16 protein-coding genes are annotated in these 24948 nt (G+C 59.8%); 9 read left to right on the forward strand and 7 right to left on the reverse strand.

Annotated elements, in window-relative coordinates:
- Positions 1–241 precede the first annotated feature (241 nt).
- Entirely contained in the window at positions 242–2089 is a 1848-nt protein-coding gene (locus tag CGZ66_RS01300) for a sulfotransferase family protein (protein WP_143748639.1), read from the forward strand.
- Positions 2090–2139: 50 nt separating this feature from the next.
- Here CGZ66_RS01300 and CGZ66_RS01305 read toward each other — a convergent pair whose 3' ends face one another.
- The 3 genes from CGZ66_RS01305 to CGZ66_RS01315 are packed head-to-tail and all read right to left on the reverse strand — an operon-like array spanning position 2140 to position 6623.
- Positions 2140–2910 carry a glycosyltransferase family 2 protein gene (locus CGZ66_RS01305; RefSeq protein ID WP_095080719.1) on the reverse strand — a complete coding sequence of 257 codons (771 nt, stop codon included), beginning with the start codon at positions 2908–2910 and terminating at the stop codon, positions 2140–2142.
- A gap of 51 nt (positions 2911–2961) precedes the next feature.
- Positions 2962–3873 (reverse strand): UbiA family prenyltransferase, encoded by a 912-nt coding sequence (locus CGZ66_RS01310; protein WP_095080722.1) that lies wholly within the window; start codon positions 3871–3873, stop codon positions 2962–2964.
- The gene (locus tag CGZ66_RS01315) at positions 3870–6623 is read right to left on the reverse strand and encodes a hypothetical protein (RefSeq protein WP_143748640.1); all 2754 of its coding nucleotides are present in this window, start codon (positions 6621–6623) and stop codon (positions 3870–3872) included. The genes CGZ66_RS01310 and CGZ66_RS01315 overlap by 4 nt, the downstream gene beginning before the upstream one ends.
- A gap of 140 nt (positions 6624–6763) precedes the next feature.
- Between CGZ66_RS01315 and CGZ66_RS01320 the strand changes: the two genes are divergently transcribed.
- Positions 6764–7555, forward strand: coding sequence for a sulfotransferase family protein (locus CGZ66_RS01320; protein ID WP_143748641.1), 792 nt, complete (start codon positions 6764–6766; stop codon positions 7553–7555).
- Positions 7556–7571: 16 nt separating this feature from the next.
- Here CGZ66_RS01320 and gmd read toward each other — a convergent pair whose 3' ends face one another.
- Positions 7572–8612, reverse strand: coding sequence for a GDP-mannose 4,6-dehydratase (gmd, locus tag CGZ66_RS01325; RefSeq protein ID WP_095080727.1), 1041 nt, complete (start codon positions 8610–8612; stop codon positions 7572–7574).
- Between the two features lie 218 nt (positions 8613–8830).
- Here gmd and CGZ66_RS01330 point away from each other — a divergent pair, with 218 nt between their 5' ends.
- The gene (locus CGZ66_RS01330) at positions 8831–11275 is read left to right on the forward strand and encodes a glycosyltransferase family 4 protein (RefSeq protein ID WP_167391940.1); all 2445 of its coding nucleotides are present in this window, start codon (positions 8831–8833) and stop codon (positions 11273–11275) included.
- A 232-nt stretch (positions 11276–11507) separates the two neighbouring features.
- A complete protein-coding gene (eglC, locus tag CGZ66_RS01335) occupies positions 11508–12899 on the forward strand; it encodes an endo-1,3-1,4-beta-glycanase EglC (protein WP_095080731.1) in 1392 nt (463 codons plus the stop codon).
- A gap of 75 nt (positions 12900–12974) precedes the next feature.
- Here eglC and CGZ66_RS01340 read toward each other — a convergent pair whose 3' ends face one another.
- The gene (locus tag CGZ66_RS01340; RefSeq protein WP_095080733.1) at positions 12975–14435 is read right to left on the reverse strand and encodes a caspase family protein; all 1461 of its coding nucleotides are present in this window, start codon (positions 14433–14435) and stop codon (positions 12975–12977) included.
- Positions 14436–14625: 190 nt separating this feature from the next.
- On the opposite strand from CGZ66_RS01340, the gene CGZ66_RS01345 reads away from it, so the two are divergent.
- The 4 genes from CGZ66_RS01345 (at position 14626) to CGZ66_RS01360 (ending at position 21837) form a co-directional block, all read left to right on the forward strand.
- Complete coding sequence (locus CGZ66_RS01345; protein WP_095080735.1) at positions 14626–15351, forward strand: hypothetical protein; 726 nt, start codon at positions 14626–14628, stop codon at positions 15349–15351.
- A gap of 241 nt (positions 15352–15592) precedes the next feature.
- Positions 15593–19210: an autotransporter gene (locus tag CGZ66_RS01350; RefSeq protein WP_206073646.1), complete on the forward strand. Its 3618-nt coding sequence runs from the start codon at positions 15593–15595 to the stop codon at positions 19208–19210.
- 253 nt (positions 19211–19463) lie between these two features.
- On the forward strand, positions 19464–20573 hold the full coding sequence (locus tag CGZ66_RS01355) for an OmpA family protein (RefSeq protein WP_095080737.1): 1110 nt from the start codon (positions 19464–19466) through the stop codon (positions 20571–20573).
- A 19-nt stretch (positions 20574–20592) separates the two neighbouring features.
- Positions 20593–21837: a caspase family protein gene (locus tag CGZ66_RS01360; protein WP_245330960.1), complete on the forward strand. Its 1245-nt coding sequence runs from the start codon at positions 20593–20595 to the stop codon at positions 21835–21837.
- A gap of 21 nt (positions 21838–21858) precedes the next feature.
- Here the strand turns inward: CGZ66_RS01360 and CGZ66_RS01365 are convergent, their stop codons facing one another.
- Entirely contained in the window at positions 21859–22437 is a 579-nt protein-coding gene (locus CGZ66_RS01365) for a DUF6931 family protein (RefSeq protein WP_095080741.1), read from the reverse strand.
- 191 nt (positions 22438–22628) lie between these two features.
- Here CGZ66_RS01365 and CGZ66_RS01370 point away from each other — a divergent pair, with 191 nt between their 5' ends.
- The gene (locus tag CGZ66_RS01370; protein WP_095080743.1) at positions 22629–23165 is read left to right on the forward strand and encodes an OmpA family protein; all 537 of its coding nucleotides are present in this window, start codon (positions 22629–22631) and stop codon (positions 23163–23165) included.
- Between the two features lie 37 nt (positions 23166–23202).
- Here CGZ66_RS01370 and CGZ66_RS01375 read toward each other — a convergent pair whose 3' ends face one another.
- Complete coding sequence (locus CGZ66_RS01375) at positions 23203–24849, reverse strand: caspase family protein (RefSeq protein ID WP_095080745.1); 1647 nt, start codon at positions 24847–24849, stop codon at positions 23203–23205.
- Between the last annotated feature and the right edge of the window lie 99 nt (positions 24850–24948).

The raw sequence follows: 24948 nt of genomic DNA on the forward strand, positions 1-24948 counted from the left end.
CCGACGGCAATCGGGAGCACATGGCGCCGTCCCTCCGTAGGGTTCGATCGCCTTTAGGTGCCGGACGCGTATCCTTGGAACTCTTATGACCAGCAGAACCGCCATAGTTGTCGTCGGGATGCACCGCAGCGGCACATCCGCGCTGGCGCGCATGCTCAGCCTTCTCGGTGCCTCCCTGCCGCGCAACCTCAATCCAGCGGGACTGGGCAACGAGATCGGCCATTGGGAGCCGGAAGCCGCCGTGCGCCTCAACGACCAGATCCTGGACCTGGCGGAATCGCCCGTAAACGATGTCCAGGGACCGTACGGCGAATGGCTGCAACGGCCCGCGGCACAAGCCTTCATCGACAGGTTGAAAGATCTGATCGTCGATGAATATGGCGACGACCCGCTCTTCGTGCTGAAGGATCCGCGGATCTCGCTGCTGTTTCCCTTGTGGCGCGCCGCCCTGGCCAAACTGGGAATACGGTGCGTCGCGGTCGTCATCTCGCGCAATCCAATGGAAGTCGCGCTTTCGCTGGCGAAGCGACAGTGCCTGGCGGGTGACTGGCAATCCTGGCCTCTGGATCGGGGGGGCCTGCTGTGGTTGCGGTACAATCTGGCCGCCGAAGAACACACGCGCGACCTCGACAGGGCGTTCTGCGACTATTCGACGTTGCTGGACGACTGGAGCTCGGTCGCCCGCCGCCTCGGCGATGAACTCGAGATCGCGTGGCCGAAATCCATCCCGGATGCCGCTGCCGAGATCGACGGCTTTCTGTCGCGGGAGCTGCGGCACCATCAAGAACCGGAGGATCTGGATTGCCGTCAGGGCGTGTGGTCTGCATGGATCGCGCCGATCTTTTCCGAACTGCGTGGCGCTGCCGAAGGCCGCGAGCCTGATCCGGCCGTTTTCGGCGCGGTGAAGCAGTCATTCGACGATGTCTATGCCGGCATTCAGCATCCGCCTGCGCCGCCGCGATCGTCAGGCCGCCTACGCGTCATGCGTCGGGGCGCGGGCCAGCGAAAAATATGCCTTGTCGGCGACCTGTTTTGGAAGCCTGTCCAGGGTGACGGAGCGGCGAGAGCCGCGGTTGACGCCGCCATAGCCGCCGGCATCGACGTTTCCATCGTCGACATCGGCGCGTTTACCGAGGCGGACGAGAATGCCTTCGCGGCCTTTGCCGAAAACCATTCCTTCGACATCGAACATCTCGACGCAGACGGCCCGCTGGACCAGCCGCCCTTTCTGGCTTCAACGATCCAGTTGTTGAAAAACCTCCGCGCCAAGCATTTCGACGCCATTCTTTTTCAGGACCGGGATGGCCTTGGCCATGCCAGCGCCGTGGCAAAGCAGACCGGACTGACTTTCGACGGTGTGTCTCTGGCAATTGTGGCCGTGGGAAGCGCCGAATGGATCAGGCGGCAGAACGGCGAATTTCCATCAAGCCTGGTGACGATTGGCATCGAGCACCTGGAAAAAATGGAACTCGAGCGAAGCACCGCCCAGGCGATCATCGCCGCCAACAGCAACGCTGTGAAGGGCGAGGTCGGTCGATATGTACACAGCTTGCAGGTCGTCCTGGAAGAGCGATCGAAAGATGCCAGGGAGGCTGCGCGTTACGCGAACTCCCTGGAAGACACATTGGCCCAGTTGCGGAAGGCGAACGAGGCCGCGGTCGAATACGCCAAAAGCCTCGAACAGTCCCGGGCCCAGGCCGAGGAGGCCGCCGGCGGCGATGCCCTGAAGGGCGAGGTTGGCCGATATGTGCACAGCTTGCAGGTCGCCTTGGAAGAGCGGTCGAAAAATGCCGAGGAGGCGGCGCGTTACGCGAGATCCCTGGAAGAGACGGTGGCTCAACTGCGGGAGGCGAATGACGCCACGACCGAATACGCCAGAAGCCTTGAACAGTCGCGGGCTCAGACCGAGGAGGCGGCGCGTTACACGAGCTCCTTGGAAGACACAGTGGCCCAGTTGCGGGAGGCGAACAAAGCCGCGACCGAATATGCGAGAAGCCTCGAACAGTCGCGGGCTGAGACCCAGGAATATGCCACGACGCTTGCGGCAGAACTGGAGAAAATCAACTCGGCTGCCGAAAGCGGACGGTAAAAAGCTCACCATTTGCGGCGCATGTTTTGGTTTGCGCCGCCGTCGGTGGTTCAGGAAAAGAGCCGGAAGCGGGCGAGATACCAGATTGCCTTGACGCCATCGCGCCATCCGATTTTCTTGCCTTCCTCGTAGGTGCGGCCGAAATAGCTGATGCCGATCTCGTAGATCCGCCAGCGGCCGGCAAGCGCGATCTGGGCGCTGAGCTGAATTTCACAACCAAAGTCGTTGCAGGTCAGACGAAGCCGGCTCATGACGTCTCGCGTGAACATCTTGTAGCAGCACTCGATGTCCGTCAGCGTCTGGTTGTAGAGAAGATTGAACACCAGGGAGATGAAGCGATTGGCCAGATAATGGTGGAAATAGAGCGAGCGATGAGGCCGGCCGTAGAAGCGTGAGCCGTAGACGACATCTGCAACTTTTCGCCTGACGATAAGGTCATACATAACGGTCCAATCCGCAGGATCGTATTCAAGGTCCGCGTCCTGGATGACGATGACGTCGCCCTCAACGGCCGCCAGCCCGGTCTGCAGCGCGGCACCTTTTCCGCTGTTTCTGTTGTGATGGAACACGCGCACGGTGACCCGGGCAATCTCCGGTTCCTCGGTGAAGACCAGACCTCCGTCGATGTCGACGGTCAGGGACGTGGCGCAGCGAGAACCGGTCGGAAAATTGGCCTTGAGCCACTCACGGGTGCCGTCGGAGGAGCCGTCATCCACGATGATGATTTCCTTCGTCACGGCGGGAAGTGCTGTACTCACCATCGCCAACACGTGCGGCAATGTGACTGCTTCGTTGAAGACCGGTACGATTACGGAAAGCATGGAACCTCGAGGCCGGAAAGTCGCCTGTTGTGTGGAACCCGACACTGCCGGCTAGGACAAAGCGACCATCGAGATCATAACGATGCCGATGGTGGCGAAGAGCGCACGGTAACACCGTTGCAGTCGATAGAGGCTCTCGGACGTCAGGCCGGCCAGCATGGCGCGGCGCGAAGCCCACAGATGTACCGGAATGAATGCGGCGGCAAAGACGAGGGCGAACGGAACCAATCCGAGCACGGCCAGCGCGACCATGAGCGCATATGCCGAGATAAAAAGCACGAGGCCTGCGACAAAACTCCTGGTCTTGCCAAACGCCACGGCGTTCGTCCGTATGCCGTTGAGCAAGTCGACGTCATAGTCGCGCGCCTCATGCGTGAAATGACCGGCGGTGAATACCAGCCCAAAGAAACAACTGACGACGAGGCCCTGTGCGTTGATCGCGCCAAAAGCCGCATAGCCGATCAGGAAATGCATGCAACCGCCGACAAAATGCAGAGCCGAGCTGAAGAGCGGCGCACCCTTCAGATGCAGGGTCGGGCTGGAATACAAGGCGCTTAGCCCTGCCACCGTTATTGCAACAACGAGTGCCCTCGTATTTATCAGCCCAAACAGGAGCAGACTGATCGCCAGCAATGAGCCGGCAAGATAGCCGACTTCCCTGCGTGTCAGACCTTTTGCCGCGAATGTTCGGCTGGCTCGGTCCGGATCTTTGAGATCTCCGTCGATTCCCGACCAGTCGTTGAGGACAAACACGTGAGCCATCAGGCACAGGTTGCCGGCTATCAAAATGGCTACGGTCAGCGCATGGCTCGCTGACAGCGCTCCGATCGAAAGGACCGCACCGATGATCGGAGTGGCCTGAAGCGCGGCGACTTCATCGAAACGGATGCAAGAAAGCCAACGGGACAGCTGTGTCGCCCGGGGGCGAGTTTGATCGACTGTGTCGCTCGCGATTTGCGTCACTTCTCACCACATTTTCGTTCCGGGCCGCCGGAACCACAAGGAAGCTTTGATAGCATACGTTCGTTCTCGAAATAGAGCCGCAACCACAGCGCATATCCGAAATCTTGCGACCAATAGAATCGTTTCACGGTCGCTGTAAGGTCATTGTGATACAGCAGCGGAGGCGTATCGCTCATCAAGGAAAAGTCATCCGCAGCAATATCGGTCAGCAGTTCGGCCGTGCGTTGATAGGCAGCATATGAGCCGGCATGGCTGTCCATTTGCCGAAGCTGGTCGGCGGCGCGCAGCCAGATCTCTTGGCCGGGAATGTCGGTCCGCAATTGCGCCTGTGGGAACTGCGGCAAGCAGCCAGCTTTTTCCAGGTCCGCCAACCGCAGATTTATCATGAGCGGCGCACCGGCATAGTAGACCCAGATATCGTCGTCGCCAGCTTTTTTCGAGAGCGCTTCGCACAGCGAACGCGCGGCCGGTTTGTCCACTTGTTCGAGAAACAGGAATATGTGCATCTGGATTCCGACATCCGCCGGATTGGCGTCGCGTCCGGGATCGAGGCATTGGTATTTGTCCCGTGGCGCAAGCCAGGTCTTGTAGAGCCCGTCAGGCCGTCTGAACTGCGTTATCGTGGCAAGCGCGGGTTGCAGCAGTTCGCTCTTTTCGCTCGGTGCGACACGCCATGCCAGGGCGGTGTCATCGGAGTCGGGCGTGATGGCGCAGCCAAGAGTGCCGATCGTCGGCGCATCTGGTCGACCGTGATATCGAACGAGACCGCTCGGCTCGATCTGAGCGGCGAGGAACTGGCGCGCCCTTGCAAGCATGTCGCTTGCGCCGGCGGTTTCGGCCACGGGGCCGGCGACATCAAGGATGACGGCGTTGAGATAGGTGTTCATTTCCTGGCGCGGCTGCTCAAATCGCGTCGCACTCGTAAAAGAGGTCAGCCAATAGCCGCCGGCCTGCTGGTGGCTTGCGAGCATCTGCCGGGCGCGCCGCGCCGCACTTGGCAGATCCGTCACATGCTCAAGCGCCTCGTTGTCCCGCGCCAGGACGAAAGAGGTCTGCTTCATGAGACGCGGCTCGCCGCCCTCCGTGGCGCGCACCAGCACCGCCAACAGATGCTCACCCGGGCCTACCTGGTCGATTGGAATGGTAACGCGCCAGCCAGCCGGGCTCGCCTGGCCCATCGCCATCTCGACATCGGTCCTGGCAAAGAATTCCCGCGTTGCGGCGCCCCATTGGCCATCGATCAGCACGGCGACGTCGCTGGGGGAGTGGTTGTTGGTGAGCGCCCATCCGAGGACCTCAAGCTGTCTACCTGCTTCGCCGCCGGTACTTTGATCGGCAGGCAGGACATTCACCGCATCGATGTTGCCATGCAGATCGACGATCAGGTCGGCCTGGACATGCGGGTGACGGAGTTCGGCGACAAACGCTGCGTTGTGGACGTCCCAGGCAGGTTGCATTCTGCCCGGTCCGTGAGCGGTGACGATGGGCGTGTCGGCGATGCCGGTATACCAGAAGGCGCCGATCGTCTGGATCGAGATCGCCACGAGCGATGCAAGTCCGAATGCCACACGCCCGTTCCGGGACAGGGCCTTCACGACAGGTGGCAGCATCCACATCAGCATGGGCAGCATGTCGGTGAGCCACCGGGGGCCCCAAGAGATGCCCTGCCGCCAATCGATCATGGCGTAGAACGACACTTGCACGATCATGGCGCAGCCGATGGCTATCGTCAGCCCTCGTCCTGAGCGCTCGAGCACGACGCGACGACAAAAAATGGGAACGAACAGCAGGAACGGGGAGAAGACGAAGAGCCCTCGGGTCGGACTGACAAGAAGGCCTGCGATGCCGCCCACTATGTCGTGGTTGAAATCGCCGGGCCGAACATGCAGCGCGTAGGCCCCCGCGATATTGCCGACGATCATGAGATTATAGGCCAGGGTCAAAGCGACCGGGACCATGCCCGACAAGACGAAAAACGGTCTCATCCGGCCAGCCCACCACAGGCCATAAATACCCAGACCTGCCGCCAATATGGCATCGGGCTGGCGGTTGGCCGCGATAAGCCCACAAAGCAGTCCTGCGAGAACGATCGGCAATGCCGTGGCTGGTCCGGTGAGCAAAAGCATGGTGGCCACGACCAGCAGCTGGGCGAGCCCATGCATCCAGAGGGCTTGGCTGCTGATGACCCATGTCGTCGTGCCAAATGCGTAAAGCAGGCTCAGAATGGCGGCCAACCCTTCATCGGTCCGCCGCCGCAGGAGCAAATAGAGCAAACCGACAGACACCGCCGCCAGCGAAGAAGCGCAGAGCTTTTCCATGATCCGGGCGACTTGGTCGAACAGCAGCGGATCGGCATCATGGTGGTCCAGATAAATGACTGCCGGCAGATAGAATGGGGAGAGGATGACAGGAACGACAATGGGAAATTTCGATACATATCGGTCTCCCCCAACCTTCAGGATCCAATGAGCAGTGCCATCCTTCTCTGGCGTTGCCGGAGGCTTTCGTCCTTGAGCCACCGTGGTTAGAATTGGATTCAAGGTCAGGCTGTGATTCTGCCAGATTGAAAAGGGCAGGTAGCGCGCCGCATAGCTGTCCGCCGCTGTGATCGACCGCATATTTGCGTTGTAGACCAACAGGGAGAGGAGCCCAAGCAGCAGCGCCATTGCGACATCGCGAGCGCGAATGCGCCGGAAAGCCGGCGTCGAAATTGCCTGGCTATGGACGTGGGCCGTAATTGCCGCGGTCACCAATAATTTTCCCCATCAGACTTTCCATCGAAGCTCATAGTGGCGCGCGCGGTGCTCGACAATGATCGCCATGGCGCGTCAACAGGAACATTAGGAATGTTGAAGCCAAGCCTGGTCGCCGGCGTTCCCGGGAGGCAAGATTGCCAGCGTTGAAGACGCCCACGTCGGGGCGGGCAAACCTGATTGGTATCGGCGCGCCGCGCACTGCCACCAGCAGCCTTGCAAGGATGCTCGGCGCCACGCGAGACGTCTTTGTCCCCGAGGAGAAGGAGATCAACGGCTTCGGTATCGACGATGACGTAACCGAGGCCCGATACGATACGCACTTCGCTGAGGCGGCGGTCGACCACCGCTATCTCGCCGACATTTCGCCCGTCTATCTCTCAAGCGCGCAGGTGGCGGAGCGCATAAGATCTTACAATCCGCAAGCAAAGATCATAGCGACTCTGAGAGAGCCGGTCAGCCGTGTGATCTCGCAGTACCGGCACATGAAGGGAAAGATCGACGCATCGCTGGGGCCGGAACTAAGCCTGGACATAAATTCGTATATCAGGAATGGCTTGATTGGGTTCGCCAGTCATAGAGCGCAGGATAATTCCTGGTATTCTGCGTCCATGAACATCGAACATTCTTTCTACGGCAGGCATCTGCGCCGCTATTATCAATCCTTTCCGCGCAACCAAATACTGGTCTTGATCTATGAGGACCTGATCCGCCCGCACCCGGTCCGCGAGAAGGGGGCATGGGAGCAGCAATTGCAGCAGTTTCTCGGCGTCAGGGTGAGCCAGAAGTACTGGGACAATCGCGCGGAAGGCTTCGAAACGGAAATCGCCGGCGACGTCGCAGGCGATCTGAAAAAGCTGTTCGCGACCGAAGTTTCCATGGCCAGCGACCTGACCGGTCGCGATCTGGTTGGGCTATGGGGGTACTAGAGCGTCCCCCGGTCTCCTAAAACCCGGAAACGTGGTTCGAGGAGACCCGATGCATATCGACCTCCACCATCTCGGCGACCAGATCCTCCAGTCCAACCGTGGGACTCCAGTCCAGAACTTCTTTCGCAAGAGAAGGGTCGCCGACAAGAAGGTCGACTTCCGAGGGTCTGTAGAAAGCCGGATCGACGGATACAACGACGTTCCCGGTGGCTCGGTCGATGGCCATCTCGTTGTGCCCCGTTCCTTGCCAGTCCAGGGAGATGCCGCAGGCGCTCGCGGCCATTTCGACAAAATCACGAACGGTGTGCGTTCTTCCGGTCGCCACCACGAAATCCATCACAGTCGTCGTTTGCAGCATCCTCCACATCGCGTCGACGTAGTCCCTGGCGTGGCCCCAATCTCTTTTCGCCTCCAGATTTCCGACCCGCAGCGGCCCTTCGCCCCTCAATGCGTATTTGGCCATGCCAAGCGTCACTTTCCGAGGGAGAAACTCCACGCCCCTTAAGGGCGACTCGTGATTGAAGAGGATGCCGCTGCAGCAATGCAGCCCGTATGCTTCCCGGTAGTTCACGACAGTCCAATGTGCGAACAGTTTGGCGATGCCGTAGGGACTGCGCGGATAGAAAGCGGTTTTTTCGGACTGCGGAACCTGTTGCACTTTTCCGAACATTTCGGACGTTGAAGCCTGATAGAATTTCGCCGTGGGGACAACGGTCCTGACGCCTTCAAGCAATCTCAATGCACCGATCCCGGTGACCTGGGTTGTGTAGATGGGCTGTGTAAAGGAATCGCCCACAAAGCTTTGAGCCGCGAGATTGTAAATTTCGTCGGGCTTGATCTTCTCCAGCACCGCACGCACGTTTGAATCTTCGGTCAGTTCCATCGATGCGAATTCGATATCGTCCAGAATCTGCAGATCTTGCAGGCGCCATGTGCCGATGCCGGACGTACGGCGCATGGAGCCGACCACACGGTATCCCTTGTCAAGCAGCAGCTTTGACAGGTAGGCGCCATCCTGCCCGGTGATGCCCGTTATCAACGCAGTCTTATTTGCCACAGCCTGTCCCTTGCGATTGTGGATTGCCCTTGACGTGCGCTATGGCAACGTTTTGACGCGAAGGCAAAGGAAGATTCGGGCTAAGCATGAGGAATGCGTTTTTTACGATTTCGTCCTGGAATTATCTCCACTATTCCCGGGCGCTTGCGTCTTCGTTTGCTCGCCACCATCCAGACTTTTCATGCATACTTGCCATCGCTGACACACGCCGGCAAGACTTGGAAAAGGACGCCTTTCCCGAGTTCGACGCTCATGTTTTCTTCGACGATCTCGATCTGCCCGATCGTCGCGCCTTCAGTTTTCGTTACGACGTCATGGAGCTCAACACGGCGATCAAGCCGACTGTATTCCGGCGGCTTTTCGCCGAGGGTTTTGACCGCGTCATTTACCTGGATCCGGACATCCTTGCCTATCGCCGTTTCGACGAGATCTTGCAGGCGTTCGATGAGGGGGCGACGTCCGTCCTGACGCCGCATGCGCTGGCTCCCAACCTCCATCCCGAAGGCCCAAACGACCTGACCTTCATGCAAGCCGGGATTTACAATCTGGGATTTCTGGCCCTGGCCAGGACGGACGAGACGTCAGCCTTGCTGGAATGGTGGGAGACGCGCCTGCGAAACGAGTGTGTCGCCAATCGCCTGAGCGACGGGATTTTCGTCGACCAGAAGTTCATGGACCTGTGGCCGGCCTATTGCTCGGGCACGCACATCTTGCGCGATCCAGCCTACAACGTGGCGTACTGGAACCTCGATACCCGCACGATCAAAAAGACGAGTGAACGATACGAGGTCAACGGCTCGCCACTCGCCTTCTTTCATTTCAGCGGGATCACTCCCGGCGATCAGAGTGTCCTGTCAAAGCACCAGCAGCGGTGGAAGCCAACGTCGACCAAGGAGTTGGAAAACCTGTTGGCCGATTATCATGACCAGTTGGAGGCCTATGGGGCAAGCAGGTTTTCGGCGGTGCCTTATGGCTTCGGGACGTTTTCCGACGGCACCGATATTCCGAGCCTGGCGCGAATTGTCTATCGCGAGAAGCTCGAACCTTTCGAGGGCGATCCCTTCGCCTTGATGCCCGACAATCTCGACCGTCCAGCTGACATCAGGCCCAACCCCGGTGGCGTGGTCACGCAGCTTGCGCACGCACTGTGGACGACGAGGCGCGATCTGCAATCTTACTTCCCCCTCCAGGAGGGGCGATCCCAGATAAACTATGCCGACTGGTATATGTCCGGCGGCGCATCGTCGGCCGGGATTCCTTCCAGGTTCACGAAAACGGTCGCCGAAAGAATGAGCCAACTTGGATCTGCGAAGACCGGCCCAAACGCAGTGGCGGACGTTTCCGCCAAACAGGCCTCGATGATCGCGGCGCGTGTCGCGCGTCGTGCTTATCGAACTCTCGTAAGAGCCCAACCTCACATTCGCTGGCTCTACAGAATGGTGCCGCCGGCCAGGCGAAAACAATTTCTCGATGCGATGTTCAGGCGTGCCTGGCCCACGAATTTCGATACGACAACCCAGGCTACGCTAGCGCCTGGTCTATCCCTCATCGGCTACCCTTTTTCAGAGACGGGCGTCGGTGAAGCCATGCGTTCGCTTGCCCGGTCGATTGAGAGCGCGGGCATCAATTACGATGTCACGAATTTTGACGAGCAGGTTCTTTCGTCGCACAGGGACCGAGCCCTGACGCACCGCATCGCTGCGCGCCCATCCAAAATGGTGAACGTCTTCTGCGTAAACGCCGACATGCTGGGGTCAACCATTCAGGGCGTCGGCGTCGGCGTTCTGCACAACAGATACAATATCGTCCGGCCTTTCTGGGAACTGCCTCTGATCCACCCGCAATGGCTGACCAGCTTGCAGCATGTGGACGAGATTTGGGCTCCGACGGCCTTCGTCCGCGACGCCTTCATAGCCGGCACGGACCGTCCCGTCGTGCACGTTCCAGTGGCCATATCCGTTCCGCCCAACATCGAGGCGAACCGGGAGCGCTTCCAGATTCCAAAAGATTCCACGGCATTCTTGTTTGCATTCGATTTTTCGTCCTACCCAGATCGAAAGAACCCGGATGCCGTTTTGCAGGCCCATCTTCGCGCGTTCGGACAGGACCGCGATCGGCGGGTTTCCTTGATCATCAAGACAATGGGCAATAGCCCGCACAAACGAGCAATTCTGAATTCAATTCGGGGCCTAGCGCAAACAGACAAGCGGGTTGTCTTGATTGACGAGGTTCTGACTAGAGCCGAAACCTATTGCCTGACGAAATCATGCGATGTCTTCATTTCGTTGCATCGCTCGGAGGGTTTTGGATTGGGAATTGCCGAAGCCATGGCCATGGGCAAAGCGGTCATCGCAACGGACTTTTCCGGAAGCAAGGACTTCGTCAGCACGCAGACTGGTTTTCCAATTCCATACCGTTTGATCGGCGTGGAGCCCGATCAATACCCGTATTTCATCGAGGGGCAGAAATGGGCCGATCCAGACATAGACGAGGCCGCTCGGGTCATGGCGCAACTTGCGGACAATATTGAGGCCGTCACCGCGGTCGGCGAGCGCGCCCGGACCTACATGGCTCAAGTGCACAGCCCGGAGGCGGTCGGCAAGGTGATCGCAAATCGCCTTCAAGACGTCCAAGGATACAGGAATTCCATCCTGAATACCTAGAGCAGGCGAGGGCGCCGTCCCGAGACGCGTGGGGTGACCCACGGACGCGGCAACTCGATCCGGCGGGCAGGATTTTTATGGGTTTGAGATGGTGATCGGGCGTTTGCGGAACAGCAGCGAGCTGGCGTTAAGCTTTCGGTAACCCTCCTAAGTCGAAGACCAAAAAAGACATTGGCTTCTCGTACCCTCCATAGATGCTGGGGCTGGCATCGAGTCGAGGAGCAAGACCACAATGACCACCGTCCTGAACGCCTACGGCGTTGCACTCCCCTACAGCGGATCCTCGACAAAATGGTACTCGGCGACGAATTCCGGCCCGGCGCTTTATGGCAGCATCTACAACGACTCGCTCTATGGCGACGGCAACGTCAGTGTCACGATGTATGGCGGCAAGGGCGATGATATCTACTATCTGTATTCTACGAAGAACAAGGCGGTCGAGCTGGCCAATGAGGGTGTCGACACCATCTCGACCTGGATGAACTACAGGCTCCCGGCGCATTTCGAAAACCTGACGGTCACGGGCGACAAGCAATATGCTTTCGGAAACGAGCTGAACAACATCATCACCGGCGGCTCCGGCCAACAGACGCTCGACGGCTTGAAGGGCGACGATGTTCTCAAGGGCGGCTCCGGGGCGGACATTTTCGTCGTCGCCCCCGGCAACGGCAGTGACCTGATCCTGGACTTCAGCGCCGACGATACGGTGCGCGTCGGGAGCTACGGCTTCACCTCCTTCGACCAGGTGCACGCCAATATGGTCCAGTCGGGAGCGAATGTCCGACTTGATCTATCCGGCAACGAGTTTCTTGTCTTCGCCAACAAGACGATCGACCAGTTCGCCGCAAGCCAGTTCGATCTGGCCTTGGACAGGTCGCATCTGCAACTCACCTTCGCGGACGAGTTCAACACACTGAACCTGCGGAATGGCTCGAGCGGCACCTGGAACACGAACTTCTGGTGGGGAGGCGCGAACGGCAGCTCGCTAACCGGCAACGGCGAGCTTCAATGGTATATCGATGCCAACTATGCCCCGACGAGTTCCGTCAAGCCGTTCAATATCCAGAACGGTGTTCTCACGATTACCGCCGCCAAGGCCCCAGACGCTATCAAACCCTACATAAACAACTACCAATACACGTCAGGTTTGCTCACGACGCACGACTCCTTCGCGCAGACCTACGGCTATTTCGAAATTCGGGCCGACATGCCCGAAAAACAGGGCGCATGGCCGGCCTTCTGGCTTCTGCCGGCAGACGGCTCCTGGCCACCGGAGCTGGACGCCATAGAGATGACCGGTCAGGATCCAAACAAGCTCCTTTTGACAAGCCACACGAACGAGACGGGAACGCATACAACAGTATCCTCCACGCCCTATGTCGCGGACACCGGAGGGTTCCACAAATACGGGGTGCTGTGGACGGAAAACGAACTCGTCTGGTATTTCGACAACGTCGAAGTGGCCCATGCCGCAACGCCTGCCGACATGCACGAGCCGATGTATATGCTGGTCGATCTCGCGGTTGGCGGCATCGCGGGAACGCCCGCCGACGGGCTTGCGACACCTGCGGAGATGCAGATCGACTACATCCATGCCTACTCGTTGCACGATTGGATTGTCTAGGCGCACCTGATGGTGGATGGTGGGTCGGTCAGGAAATCAAGGGCGGCAACGATGCGCGCCTGACCGCCAATATCCCTAGAACACGCCACCAATGCCTATGCCCGCACCAATGTCCGGCGGGGGCGCTGCTGGGCGTTGCGGGGCGGCCTGCGAGCGTTTCGCAGTCTTGCGGCCGGAGCTGGTTTGGGAGAGGCCGGCATCCGACGCAACTTTAGCCGGCTTGGCCTTTACGATGACCGGCTGCTTGCAGATTCTGCCGGAGCGCAGGAAGAGATCGCCGAGCAAGCCGACGGTCGGCTCGGTCGTCGATGCGACCTGTTTGGTGTTTCTGTAGTAGTCGGTAAGGGCGCGAATGGAGCCGGTGCCCCAATCGCCGTCAACCTGCATCCGGTAGCAGCCCAGGCGACGAAGTTCCGTCTGGATGCTGCGCGCAAGATCGCCAGCCTTGTCCTTTTCCGCTTCGCCCGGCGATGCGCCGACAATGAGGGTTTCGAGGCCGGAGACGACGTTTTGGCGAGCATCTTCAACGCTTTCAGTTGGCGACAGATTGGCGACCTGAGTGCCGACCGGCTCGGGTGCACCGGTTGACGGTGCCGGAATCTCGACCGATCGCAACGTCTGCCCGACGACGAGCACGGCAGTTTGCAGGTCGCTGGAGGCAAGCTCGACCTGCAATCTCTTCTTGGCGATGGGGTCGGCCAGAATTCGCGAAAGGCTTGCGCTCAACTGTGCCGGATCGAGTGCCTGCTGCTCCGTGAAATAGAACTGCTCGCGCAGGTTCGATTGATCCCACGGCACCTGACGGCCAACCGTCAATGCCTCGGTTTCGTTGCGGACGCGGATCATCATGTCGGAGACGCTCAGTCCGGGGATCTCGAGATTCTTCAGCAACGCGACGGTGAACGGGCTGTTCTCGCCGCCGCCATCGGCCGTGACATTGCCGGGCTGCGTCGCAAAGGCAACGAACGTGTTCTCACCGACGTCAACTTGCGCCAGACCATTGCCGGCACCGGCGCCGGGACCGAGCGGATTGTTGCGGCACGCGTCCAGGAATATGAATGTCTGGCGGTCCCGGCGCGCGTACCTGGCGATGACGTCATTCAGCTTGATGGCGCTGGCCACCAGTTTTTCCAGGCTTTCGGGGTCGGGCGTATCGACCGGGAGCAGGTAGTTTTCACCATTCAACTGCACGCCATGGCCGGCATAGAAAATCAAGACTGCGCTGGCGGTCGGCAACTTTGCATCGGCGTCTCGAAGCAGTTTGGTGAAACCCTCGGTCGAGAGATCGGTTCCCGTCAGGACTTCGAAATTCAGCCGTTTCAGGCTCTCCGAAAGTCGTGTGGCATCGTTTGCCGCATTGGGGAGATGCTCTAGCCGGGTGCTTTGATAGTTCGAATTGCCGATGACGATCGCCAGCCGGTTGCGCGGCTGCGGCGACGGGTTCTGCTCGACCGCGGCGCGAGCGCCAGCCGAGCCAAGAAGCACGAGAAGCAGAAGCAGCGGGATGCGAAGCAGGAGTTTGTGGCAATGGGTCATATCAGTATGCCCGTTCCGGTCTGCGTCAATCCTGGTCTTGCAACCTTCGAAGCGCACCCCACGCAAATACAGTCATGCCAGAGCGTATGGACCCCGTGCCGCCAAAGGCCTGCAAAAATTTATACCAAGAATCATGTCAAAGATAGGGAAAACGGGTTTGTATGCTCTCAGATGGACTGAGGAGGACGCGATGCCGATCAAGATCAACCTTGCGCTGCCGGTTTATGGAGCAGCCTACAAAAGCGTGTTCGTTCGTAGCCTCTTCGCGGCCCTGACCCACAAGAGCCTGTCCAGCTACGCCTTCGCGCTGTCGGAAATCGAGTACACGGATATCCCGTTTTCCCGGAACTATCTGCTGACGAATTTCTACCACAACAAGCCGGATTGCAGCCACATCCTGATGATCGACAGCGACATGGGCTTTGCGCCTGAACTCATCGCGGCGATGCTGGCGTTGGACAAGCCGGTGGTCGGCACTTTGTATCCCCGGCGCCTGGTCGATCTTCGCAAACTCCACTCACTGTCGAAACTGCCCTTCGACAAGGCCTTTGCGCGGAGTCTGGAGTTCCTCGGAACCATCATCGAACCCCGGGAAGAGATGGGCGGCTTTGTCCGGGTATCGCTATGTGGCACAGGCATCTTTTTGGTTTCCCGCGACTGCGTGACGACGATAATCGAGAAACTGCCCGAAACGGTGAACCGGTCGCGCTACAGAAACAACAAATACACCGCACAGTTCGAGAGCTTTCTGACGCCGTTTTCAAAGATCGTGACGCCGGACGTGGATTTGCCCACCGATTTTTCTTTCTGTCACCGCTGGGCGCAGCAGTGTGGCGGCGAAATATGGGCAAGCTACAATCGCAAGGTTGCTCATGCGGGAGACCTGACCGTTTCCGCGGCCTATTCTGATCTCTAAGATGTGCCCTTTGAACTGTGAACATGGGTGTAAACAGCTCGCTTCGAGCTTTTCTATAGTGACCTTCTCGCCACAGATGGCCTTATAGTGGTCCGAGGGCGAACGTCTAACCATTGCCGCAGAGCAGCCCGCCACGTACACTCAAGGTCAAGCAAGTCGACGAGCCCCATCAGATGGGTCGGGGACCTATCTTAATTGCCTTAATTTGTGACGGTATCGATTTCTCGTAAGGTGGAGTCGAATGAGAGTGCCGCGCGAGGCCTATCAGTTGGCAGGTGTTTCGCTGCTCGCGTTGGCGGCAGCATCTACTTTCCAAATATCTGGCGCGGCAGCCTGCTCCGCTGCCGCGAGCGGCACCGCGACAACGGTCGGCTCAGGCATCTCGGCCGTGACGACGTTCGAAACGACGTCGGTCACGGTCAAGTGCACAACAACCGGAAATGTCCAGGACATCAACGGCGCATTCACGACAGGGTTCAAGGGTTACCAAGGGCAAGACAACAGCTCGTCGACTGTCATCGTCAACAATTATGACGGCAATGGCGACGACATTGTAAACATCGTTGGCGGCATCCTGGACAACATTACGGCTACGCCCGACGTAAGTGGCCTGCCGCCGATAACGTCGGAGGTAACGACCACCTTGGAGCCGGGAGCGGGAACCGTCCAACTCCTTGGCGGCAACGACCAGTTTGAGATGTCATATGGGGATTTCGACGGCGAGCCATTCGGCCCCAACGTCATGGCCAATCTCAATACCGGGGCGGGCGATGACAAGGTCGTCATCCAGGCCGGCAGCATTCAGGACATCGACCTTGGCGAAGGCAATAATTCGCTGGAGATGACTGGCGGTGAAATCCACGGTTCGGTCTTCGGCGGAGGTGGCATCGACACCATCACCATTGGCAGCGATACAAGCGTCGTCGATGGCGCCGGCGGCGTTGTCACCGGATCTGTTTTCACCAATGGCGGCGCCGATATCGTCACCATCAAGAACGGCGCCATAGTTTACGGCGACTCGGAAGGAGGAGGTTCTATCGGGCTTGGCGACGGCGACGACCATTTCACCATAACCGGTGGCATCCTCGAAGGTAGTCTGAGCGGCGACGGTGGCAACGACACGCTGGCAATCAGCGGTGGCGCGATCCACAGCTACGTGACCGGAAACGCAGGCGACGACCAGATCACGATCAACGGCAATGCCGCGGTCGATCTCTACGTTGATGGAGATATCGGAAACGACACGATAACGGTCGGCGGCAGAGCCACCATCGGCGGCAGCATATTCGGCAACGAAGGCAACGACACCGTCAACATCAACGGCGGCACCATCGGGACGACCGCGGCTCCGGGCATCGTCGACCTCGGCGACGGCGCCGATATTTTCACCATGACCGCGGGCCGTGTGACCGGTTCGGTTTTCGGCGGCGGCGGCGGCAACACCTATGACGTGAGCGGTGGTAGGATTGACGGTTCGATTTTCGCCGGCAGCCAGAACGACAAGGTCACGATTTCGGGCAACGCCAGTATTGGGATCGATCTTGGTGAGGGTGGGGACGGCGTCGATTCTGTCGGCCTGGAAGATGGCAACGACCGCTTCCTGATGACCGGCGGCACGCTCGGCGGCGCCGTGAGCGGCGGCGCGGGCAATGATATGATCGATCTGCGCGGCGGCACGATAAACAGTTTCATCGAAGGCAATGATGGCAACGACCGGATTTTTGTATCCGGCGGCGCAGTAACCGGTGAAATCATCGGTGATCTCGGCAACGATACAATCACCATCAGCGGCGGAACCATCGCTGGGTCGGTTTCCGGGAATGACGGCGATGACCATATCAGCATCTCGGGCGGCACCATCGGCAGTTCGGTCAACGGCGGCACCGGCAACGATACGCTAAGCCTCTTCTCAGGTTCGATTGGCGGCAATTTCAACGGCGATGCAGGTAACGACGTCATGTCTGTTGCGGGCGGCGCCATCACCGGCAATGTTGTCGGCGGGGCGGGCGACGATACGATGACCGTCACCGGCGGCGTCATCTCTGGGAACGTAACGGGCGACGATGGCGATGATACCGTAGCCGTCTCCGGCGGAACCATCCACGGCAGTGTCAGCGGCGGTGCCGGATTCGACCAGGTTTCAGTTTCCGGCGGCACCATCGAGGGTGGCATCGACGCGGATCACGTCCATCTCTCCGGCGGCACGATCGGCGGCAACATCACCGGAATCGGCGCCAACACGCTGATCATCGATAATGTGGGCACGGTCGATCCGCTCAACCTTGCCGACGGGGTCCTGTTCAGCGGCACGGGCGCCAACGGCACCGTCACCGGCACCGACCTCGCTGCCGGCGGCAAGAGCCAGAACTTCACCGGCTTCGACAATTTCTCGGCCAACGCCTCAACGCTCCGCTTCAGCGGCGGCACGCAAGGCATCAACCAGCTCAATCTTGGCAACGGCTCGACGCTGTTCATCAACGGCAACGTCAACATGCCAGGTTCGATCGTCGCGACGAATTCGCTGATCAACATGACGGACGGTGCAGCCAACGACGTGTTGACGCTCGGCGGCCTCACCCTCAACGGCGCCAGTATCAGCCTCGACATCAACCAGCAGACGTTGCAGTCGGATCAACTCGTTGCCAGCGCGTTTTCGGCCACCGGCGCCAACACCATCATCGTCAATCTGCTGGGCACGCCGCAATTCGCCCAGGCGACCGATATCCCGCTCATCGTCTCGACCGGCGCGCCGATTGCCGGAACCTTCAGCGTCGTAGGCATTCCCGGCACGCCGGGTTCGCTTTTCACCTATGAGGTCGTAACTGGCCCGAATGGCGGCTTGTTCCTGCGTGCCACGCCGGCCAATTTCGGTATTGCCGCGGCGCCCACCAGCGCCACCAACGCCGGCGCGGTCACGGTGGCGATCGACGCCCTCTACGGCATAAACCGTGATGCGCTCGATGCTGACCTCAACCTCTCGCCCGCAACCGGGGGTGCAATGGTGCCGGTTTCGTCCAGCTTCGGCGTCTTCGCCTCCGGCCAGTTCGCCCATACCGAGCATGACGGCTACGACATCAGTGGCGGTGGTTTGAATGGCCCCGGCCCGAGCTTCGATGCCAATGATTTTTCGGCCGCAGTCAGCCTGGATTTCAACGCCGCCAAACACTTCCAGTTCGACAATGAGTATGGCCTGAACATCGGTATTTTCGCCGGCTATGCGTCGACCGATGTCAACCTCGGCGCGTTCCGGGGATTTGACGCCATCGGCGAAGGCACCAACAAGGCCGGCATGTTCGGCGGCTACGCGCTGTTTCGCAAGAACTACAACTACGCGCTGGTCTCCGCCTCCGGCTTCATCGGCGGAAGCGATGTGACGAGCGGCGTGCTCGGCACCACCGGCAGCTATGACACCGAGGGCTATGCGGTTACGGCATCGGTCGGCCACATCTTCAAGCTGGGCGAGCGCACCCGTTTCGATCTGCGCGGCGGCCTGCTTGGCGTTTCGTTCCGTGGCGATCCCTACACCGACAGCGGCGGCAACGAGTTCGGCAAGAGCCGGCTTTCTTTTGGCGCGATCAAGTTCGAGCCCGGCATCTATGGCGATTACACGCTGAGCAACGGCATGGTGATCAGCCCCTATGCGCGGGGCGAATTGCAGCAGCGTTTCGGCTACAAGAACACGACCGAAATCGACACCAGGGAGATCGACTTCGACGATGCCGATTTTTCCGCCGCGCTGTCGACCGGCTTCAACCTGAAGGTGTCGGAGTTGACCACCGTCAACGGCGAAGTCCGTGGCAAGGCTTCGTCCGACAGTTCCACCGTCGGCGCCAAACTCGGGATGAAAATCGCCTTCTAGCTAATGCATGTCGCCCAAAAGTGGCTCCGGTTTTGGGAGAACGACATGCGTAACAGACCTAAGAGCGTCGTCTGAATCATTCAGACGCGACGCGCTTTGGTGTGGCGGATCCGAAATTCGTGTCACCTGGAAATGGCGCACCGCGCAATCAGCAGATGCTCGCCAAGCGAGAGCAAGTGTTCTATGCTCTCCATCGACACCGCATGGTCGTGATGTCGATACGGAAGTCTGTTGTCATAGGCAGGGGGGTTCCATGTTCGAAGTCGTCGGATTCTGGTGGAAGTCACGGTCAAGAAGCTGGCTCGCCATAGAGACACTTGGCTTGATCGTTGCGCTTTCCGTGTTGCTTTTGCCCGGACTGGGAAGCGCGAACGCGCAGCCGAACTGGACGCTCGATCCGACCGCTTCGGTACTCACCTATCAGTCGGTCAAGAAGAACACGATCGTCGAAACCAACAAGATCAGGAATATTTCCGGCAGCCTCAGTTCGGCGGGTGATGCCAAAGTCAGCTTCGACCTCAATTCGGTCGATACGGGGGTCGACCTTCGCAATGTCCGCATGCGGTTCCTTTTCTTCGAGACATTCAAGTTTCCGACCGCTGAATTGACCGCAAAGGTGGATCCCGCGGCATTTGCCGACCTAGCGACCAAGCGGCGCGTGAAAGCGGTTCTTCCATTCCGTCTCAACATGCACGGCGTCGACAAGGATCTCGAGGCCAACATCGTGGTCACCATGATCAGCGACAACATGGTGTCGGTGGCGTCAGAGGCTCCTGTTGCCGTGCATGTCGAAGATTTCGGGCTGCTGCCGAACGTCGACAAGCTCCAGCAGGCCGCCAATGTGACCAATATTGTTCCGACGGCATCGGTGTCGTTCGATTTCGTGTTCACCGCAGACGGCAGCAAGCCGGCCGCTGTCCAAACCGTCGCGGCGAGCGCCGCCGATGTCGGCCCTGTCACCACCGATGCGGCGAAGACCAACTTCAGCGACGAGGAGTGCCTCAACAGGTTCGCGGTGCTGTCGCGCACCGGAGCTATCTATTTTCGAACGGCGAGCGCGCGGCTCGACAGCCAAAGCCGCCCGCTGCTTACCGAGGTCGTCGGTGTCGTTGGCAAGTGCCCGGGCCTGAAGGTCGAGGTTTCCGGACATACCGATTCCGATGGGTCGCCTGTCGAGAACAAGCTCTTGTCGGAGCGCAGGGCCCAAGCGGTTGCCAACGCCATTGTCGCCGCGGGCATTCCTCGCGCGCAGATCACGGCGACCGGCTACGGCGAGGATCATCCGGTTGCCGCCAACGACACGCCGAAGAACAAGGCGCTCAATCGGCGCATCGAGTTTTCCGCCACCAAACTCGTCAACTGAGGAAGGATCTGTTGTCCCGGTGAGTTTCGATCTGATTGCCCGTTGCGGTCGCCTTATGCGCGGCATCGGGCTTGTCGCGCTGGCACTGCTTTTCACGTTGTCGGCTGCCAGTGCCGAACGCCGTGTTGCGCTGGTCCTTGGCAATTCCCAGTATCAGCATGCCCCGGCGCTGACCAATCCGGTACGCGACGCCCAGGCCATGGCCGAACGCCTGAAGAGCCTGGACTTTGAAGTCGTTTCCGGCTTCGACCTGACCAAATTGCAGACCCAGACGACGATCGCACAGTTCGCAAAGCAGGTTCGCGGCGCCGACATCGCCCTTTTCTTCTATGCCGGCCACGGGTTGCAGGTTTCAGGCAGCAACTACCTTCTCCCGGTCGATGCAGCGCTTGAGGACGAGACCTCCCTCGACTTCGAGGCGGTGCCGGTGGATTTCGTTCTGCGGCAGATGTCGCGCGAGACCAGCATAAGGCTGATTTTTCTCGATGCCTGTCGTGACAACCCGCTTGCCGAGGTGTTGGCAAAGACCGCCGGCGTCAAGGGAGCAAAAAGCGGCCTTGCCGAAATCCCGATCGAGAACGGTGGCGCCGGCACGCTTGTCGCGTTCGCCACCAGTCCTAGCCAGGTGGCCTATGACGGGTCGGGCGAACATTCGCCGTTCGCTTCGGCGCTGCTCGCGCATATGGGCGAAGCCAATGTTTCCATCACCGAAGCGATGAACCGCGTCACCGCCGATGTCTTCAAGGCAACCGCCGGCAAGCAGCGTCCCTGGATCAATGTCTCGCTGACCACCGAGGTCGTCCTGCACAAGATCGATCTCAATGCGCCGCTGATCGTCGGCGAGGCGACCGCTCCGCAACCGGAAGGCGGCTCGGAGGTGCGCAACGCCACGGCAAATCCGTCGGGCTCCGCTGACGACGCCCAGCTGGCACTCAATGTGCTGCGTCAGAAAATCCCGAAGCTTGCCTCGGACGACCCCATTTTTTTCAACCACCCTATCGATTTCGGTGATCCGGTAATCGACGGCAAGAGCATTGCCGAGCTCATCAAGAGCAAACCGCGCTTCAGCCCGGTGGAGGGGCTCGATAAATCAGTGTGGGAAGGCAAGCACTGCGACGGCTGCCATCAATGGAACGAGGCGCGGCTGTGCGAACAGGCGAAGAATTTCGCCGCCAACGATGTCTCTGTCTTGCGCCTGCAGCATCCGCTTGGAACGCGCTTCAAGGTGGCGCTGGCCAAATGGGCTCAAGGTGGCTGCAAGTAAGGCAGGACGGTGCCGGACCCTCTAATATGCATCCGCTGATTGGCGCAGCGCCTCGATCTCGGCCATCTGGATGCCCATCTCGACAAATGCCGAAAGAACGGAAAGCCGGTCCGCGAGCGCGACACGTGCCAGTCCGGCCAGAATCCCGGCATTGACTGCATGGGCGGCAGGAAAGGGTGGCAAGGCCGATGCCATCGTCGCGGCCCTGGCCGAACCATTGTCGCGCCATCCCGCGGCCAGGGCAATCCAGCCGACCGGCGTTGTTGGCGATGTCGCCGCGGCCGTGCTGACGGCTGCCCGAAGGCGGGGACTGTCCGGTTCACCCACCCAGTCGCGGACAAGAGCGAGCAATTCGTGATCGCTCTCATCAAACAGGTCGGTCAGGTGGCTCAGGCATTCATGGGCCCACCAGACCGCGGCCCGCTCGGGAAGCAGGTAGGCACAGAATGTAATCGCTTCCTCGGGAACGCGTCCGGCGAGGAGGCCGCGGCAAAACTCGATCGGTTGCTGTTCGGTTGGAGGGGTTCTCATGTCCCGGGCAATAGCGGGACAAGCCGTGAAAAGATCCCGTGCCGTTTTGAATCGGAGCCCATTGGCCATGACCGCCGCGCTTTCATCGAGGAACTCCGGCCACTCAAGCCCCAGGCGCGGCGCGGGTCAAGTCTCAACCCGTGACACGGCAACAACTCTCGGCATTGTCGTGCCCGCAGCGTTTGTCGACAGACAATTGCCTGGGAATTTGGTATGATCGCAGCCGCTCGAAATCTGGTGCTCAAACAGGAGGAGCCGCTATGCAGTGGAGCAGTTCAGCCTTTGTGTTGGCGGTCGTGTTTTGCTCGACCCACGCTTTCGCCGACCCCGTTCAGAAATCAGAAGACATTGTGAAGTTTTTTGCCGGTGCGGCCGATCTCGGCAAGTCGAGAGGAATTTGTGTCGGCTCCGAGGAGGAGTGCAAAAGCAAGAGCAAGGCAGGTGACGCGCCGGGAGAAAAAACCGGCCTCGACATGATGATCAATTTCGGCCTGGATTCGGCCGAACTCAACCCGACTGCGCGCGCTGAACTCGACGAGTTCGCCAAGGCCCTGAAGGACAACCGGTTGAGCAAGTTCAACTTCGTCGTCGAAGGCTACACCGACGCCACTGGCACGGTGCACTACAATGAGGGCCTGTCACAACGACGAGCGCAATCGGTGGCAGCATTCCTGACGGCCAGCGGCATCGACACAGCACGCCTCAACGCGATCGGCATGGGCGAAAAGAATCCGCGCAGCCCCAATCCGTACGATCCGGTGAACCGCCGCGTGGAAATGCGGATAAAGACGCAATAGCCGCCCAAAACCACGGCGGTCCTTCGAATGTCGGCTGTCAGTTCTTGAGCACGCCGCCCACGACCACACCGGTGCCGAAGATCAGCGCCTTGGTGAGGAAGTCGTTGTTGTCCTGGCGCGGCGGAAGATAATGCTCTCGCGCTACGGTCTCACGGTTGCGCCGCTTCTGAACAACCTTCTGTTGTTTGCGAGGTTTCTGTGCCACCGGCCGCGACGTGCTGACCTTCTGCACCATCTGCTTTTTCGGCTGCGCCGCACGGTCTTGATCGGCGGCGTATCTGGCGCGCACGCCTTCCATCATCGGATCTGTCTGGATCACGAGGAACGCAAGTTGCTCGCGCGTCAGATAGCTGGTCTGCGGGAGACCGTTCTTCGCTTGCCAGATGCCGATCGCCTGACGGGTCTGAGGGCCCATGTTTCCGTCGATGCGCCCAAGCTCATTGCCCAACGCTTCGATACGCAATTGCAGGTCGATGCGCCCCTGGCGATCGAGGCCGAGCGCACTTTCCGTGAACTCGGTGCCCGGTGTCTGCTCCATCGCGTCCGGAACCCCGACCGAGGTGCGCACGGTCGAACCGGAACTGGCGTTCGCCTGGTCCGTATCGAGTGCCGCGACCTGCCGGTTTTGGGCCTTCGGGTCGTTCAATTCGTTGATGCTCAACCGCGCCACAGTGGCGAAGCGACCGTTCGGAAACTGGTCGAGATAGGCCTCGTAGAACGGAATGGAACTGCGCTTGGAAGCCTCGTCCCAAAGGCGTTGCTCGACTTCCCACGAAGGAGGATCACTGGCAGCAGGGACAGGAGCGGATGTCGCCGCGGCGCTCGATGCGCCGGCCACGGGATTTGCAGCAGGCGCCGCTGGCGCGACGGGTTTTCCCAGGAAGACCTCGCGTCCGAGCGATGCGTTGTGCCAGGGCCTCTGGCGACCTTGCGTGGTTTCGGTCACTTCGCCGCGCACGCGCGTCAGCGCGCCCTGGATTTCGACGCCGGGTTCTGTCAGATGCCTGGCGAGCGCCGTCGAGTAAGGACTGTCGGCCCCGTTGCCGTCGAAAGCGATGGCGCCGGGATCCGTTGCATAGGCAATCAGGAGGCCGCCGGTTCCGATGCCGTCCGATTTTGCTTCGACCGGCGCCAGACCGGTACCCAACGAAGTGGAACGGCTCTTCGGCATCGAGGCGGCCAGCGTTCTTGCCAGCGGATTGTCGCGGCATGCATCGAGGATGATGACGCCAACCGCCGGGTCGGGCGGCAACGCAGCCATGAAGTCGTCGATCTGAATGGTGCGGGTCTTGAGATAGGCCGGCGACGTCAATTCGGCGTCGACCGGTATCAGGTAGTTCTTGCCGTCGACCTGCATGCCGTGACCGGCATAGAAAATGACCGCGAGGTCCGCATCATAGGATTGTTCGGTAAACCGGCTGATCAGGCTGTGCATACCTTGATTGTCCTGGTCGACCCCTTCGATCACCTCGAACCCGGCATTGCGCAGCGTCGATGCGATGAGATGGGCATCGTTGGCGGGGTTGGGCAAGGTAACCGCATGGACATAATTGCTGTTGCCGATCACCAGCGCGACGCGCTTGGCGTTGGGCGCGGCAGCCTCGGCGCCGGCGGCAGCCTGGGCGCCGAATGCGGCAAGGAAAAGCAGGATAATCCCGCTCAGATTGACGGCGAACGCTTTCATGGATCAGCCCTCCGCCCACCGGGGCACGCTGTTGATGTCTGCACATGCTAGGTTTCGTCCGCGACAGAGTCGCCTGTGCCAAAAATGGCTCCTGGGCAT

This window comes from Mesorhizobium sophorae (genome assembly GCF_002270415.1).
GTDB classification, from domain to species: Bacteria; Pseudomonadota; Alphaproteobacteria; order Rhizobiales; family Rhizobiaceae; genus Mesorhizobium; species Mesorhizobium sophorae.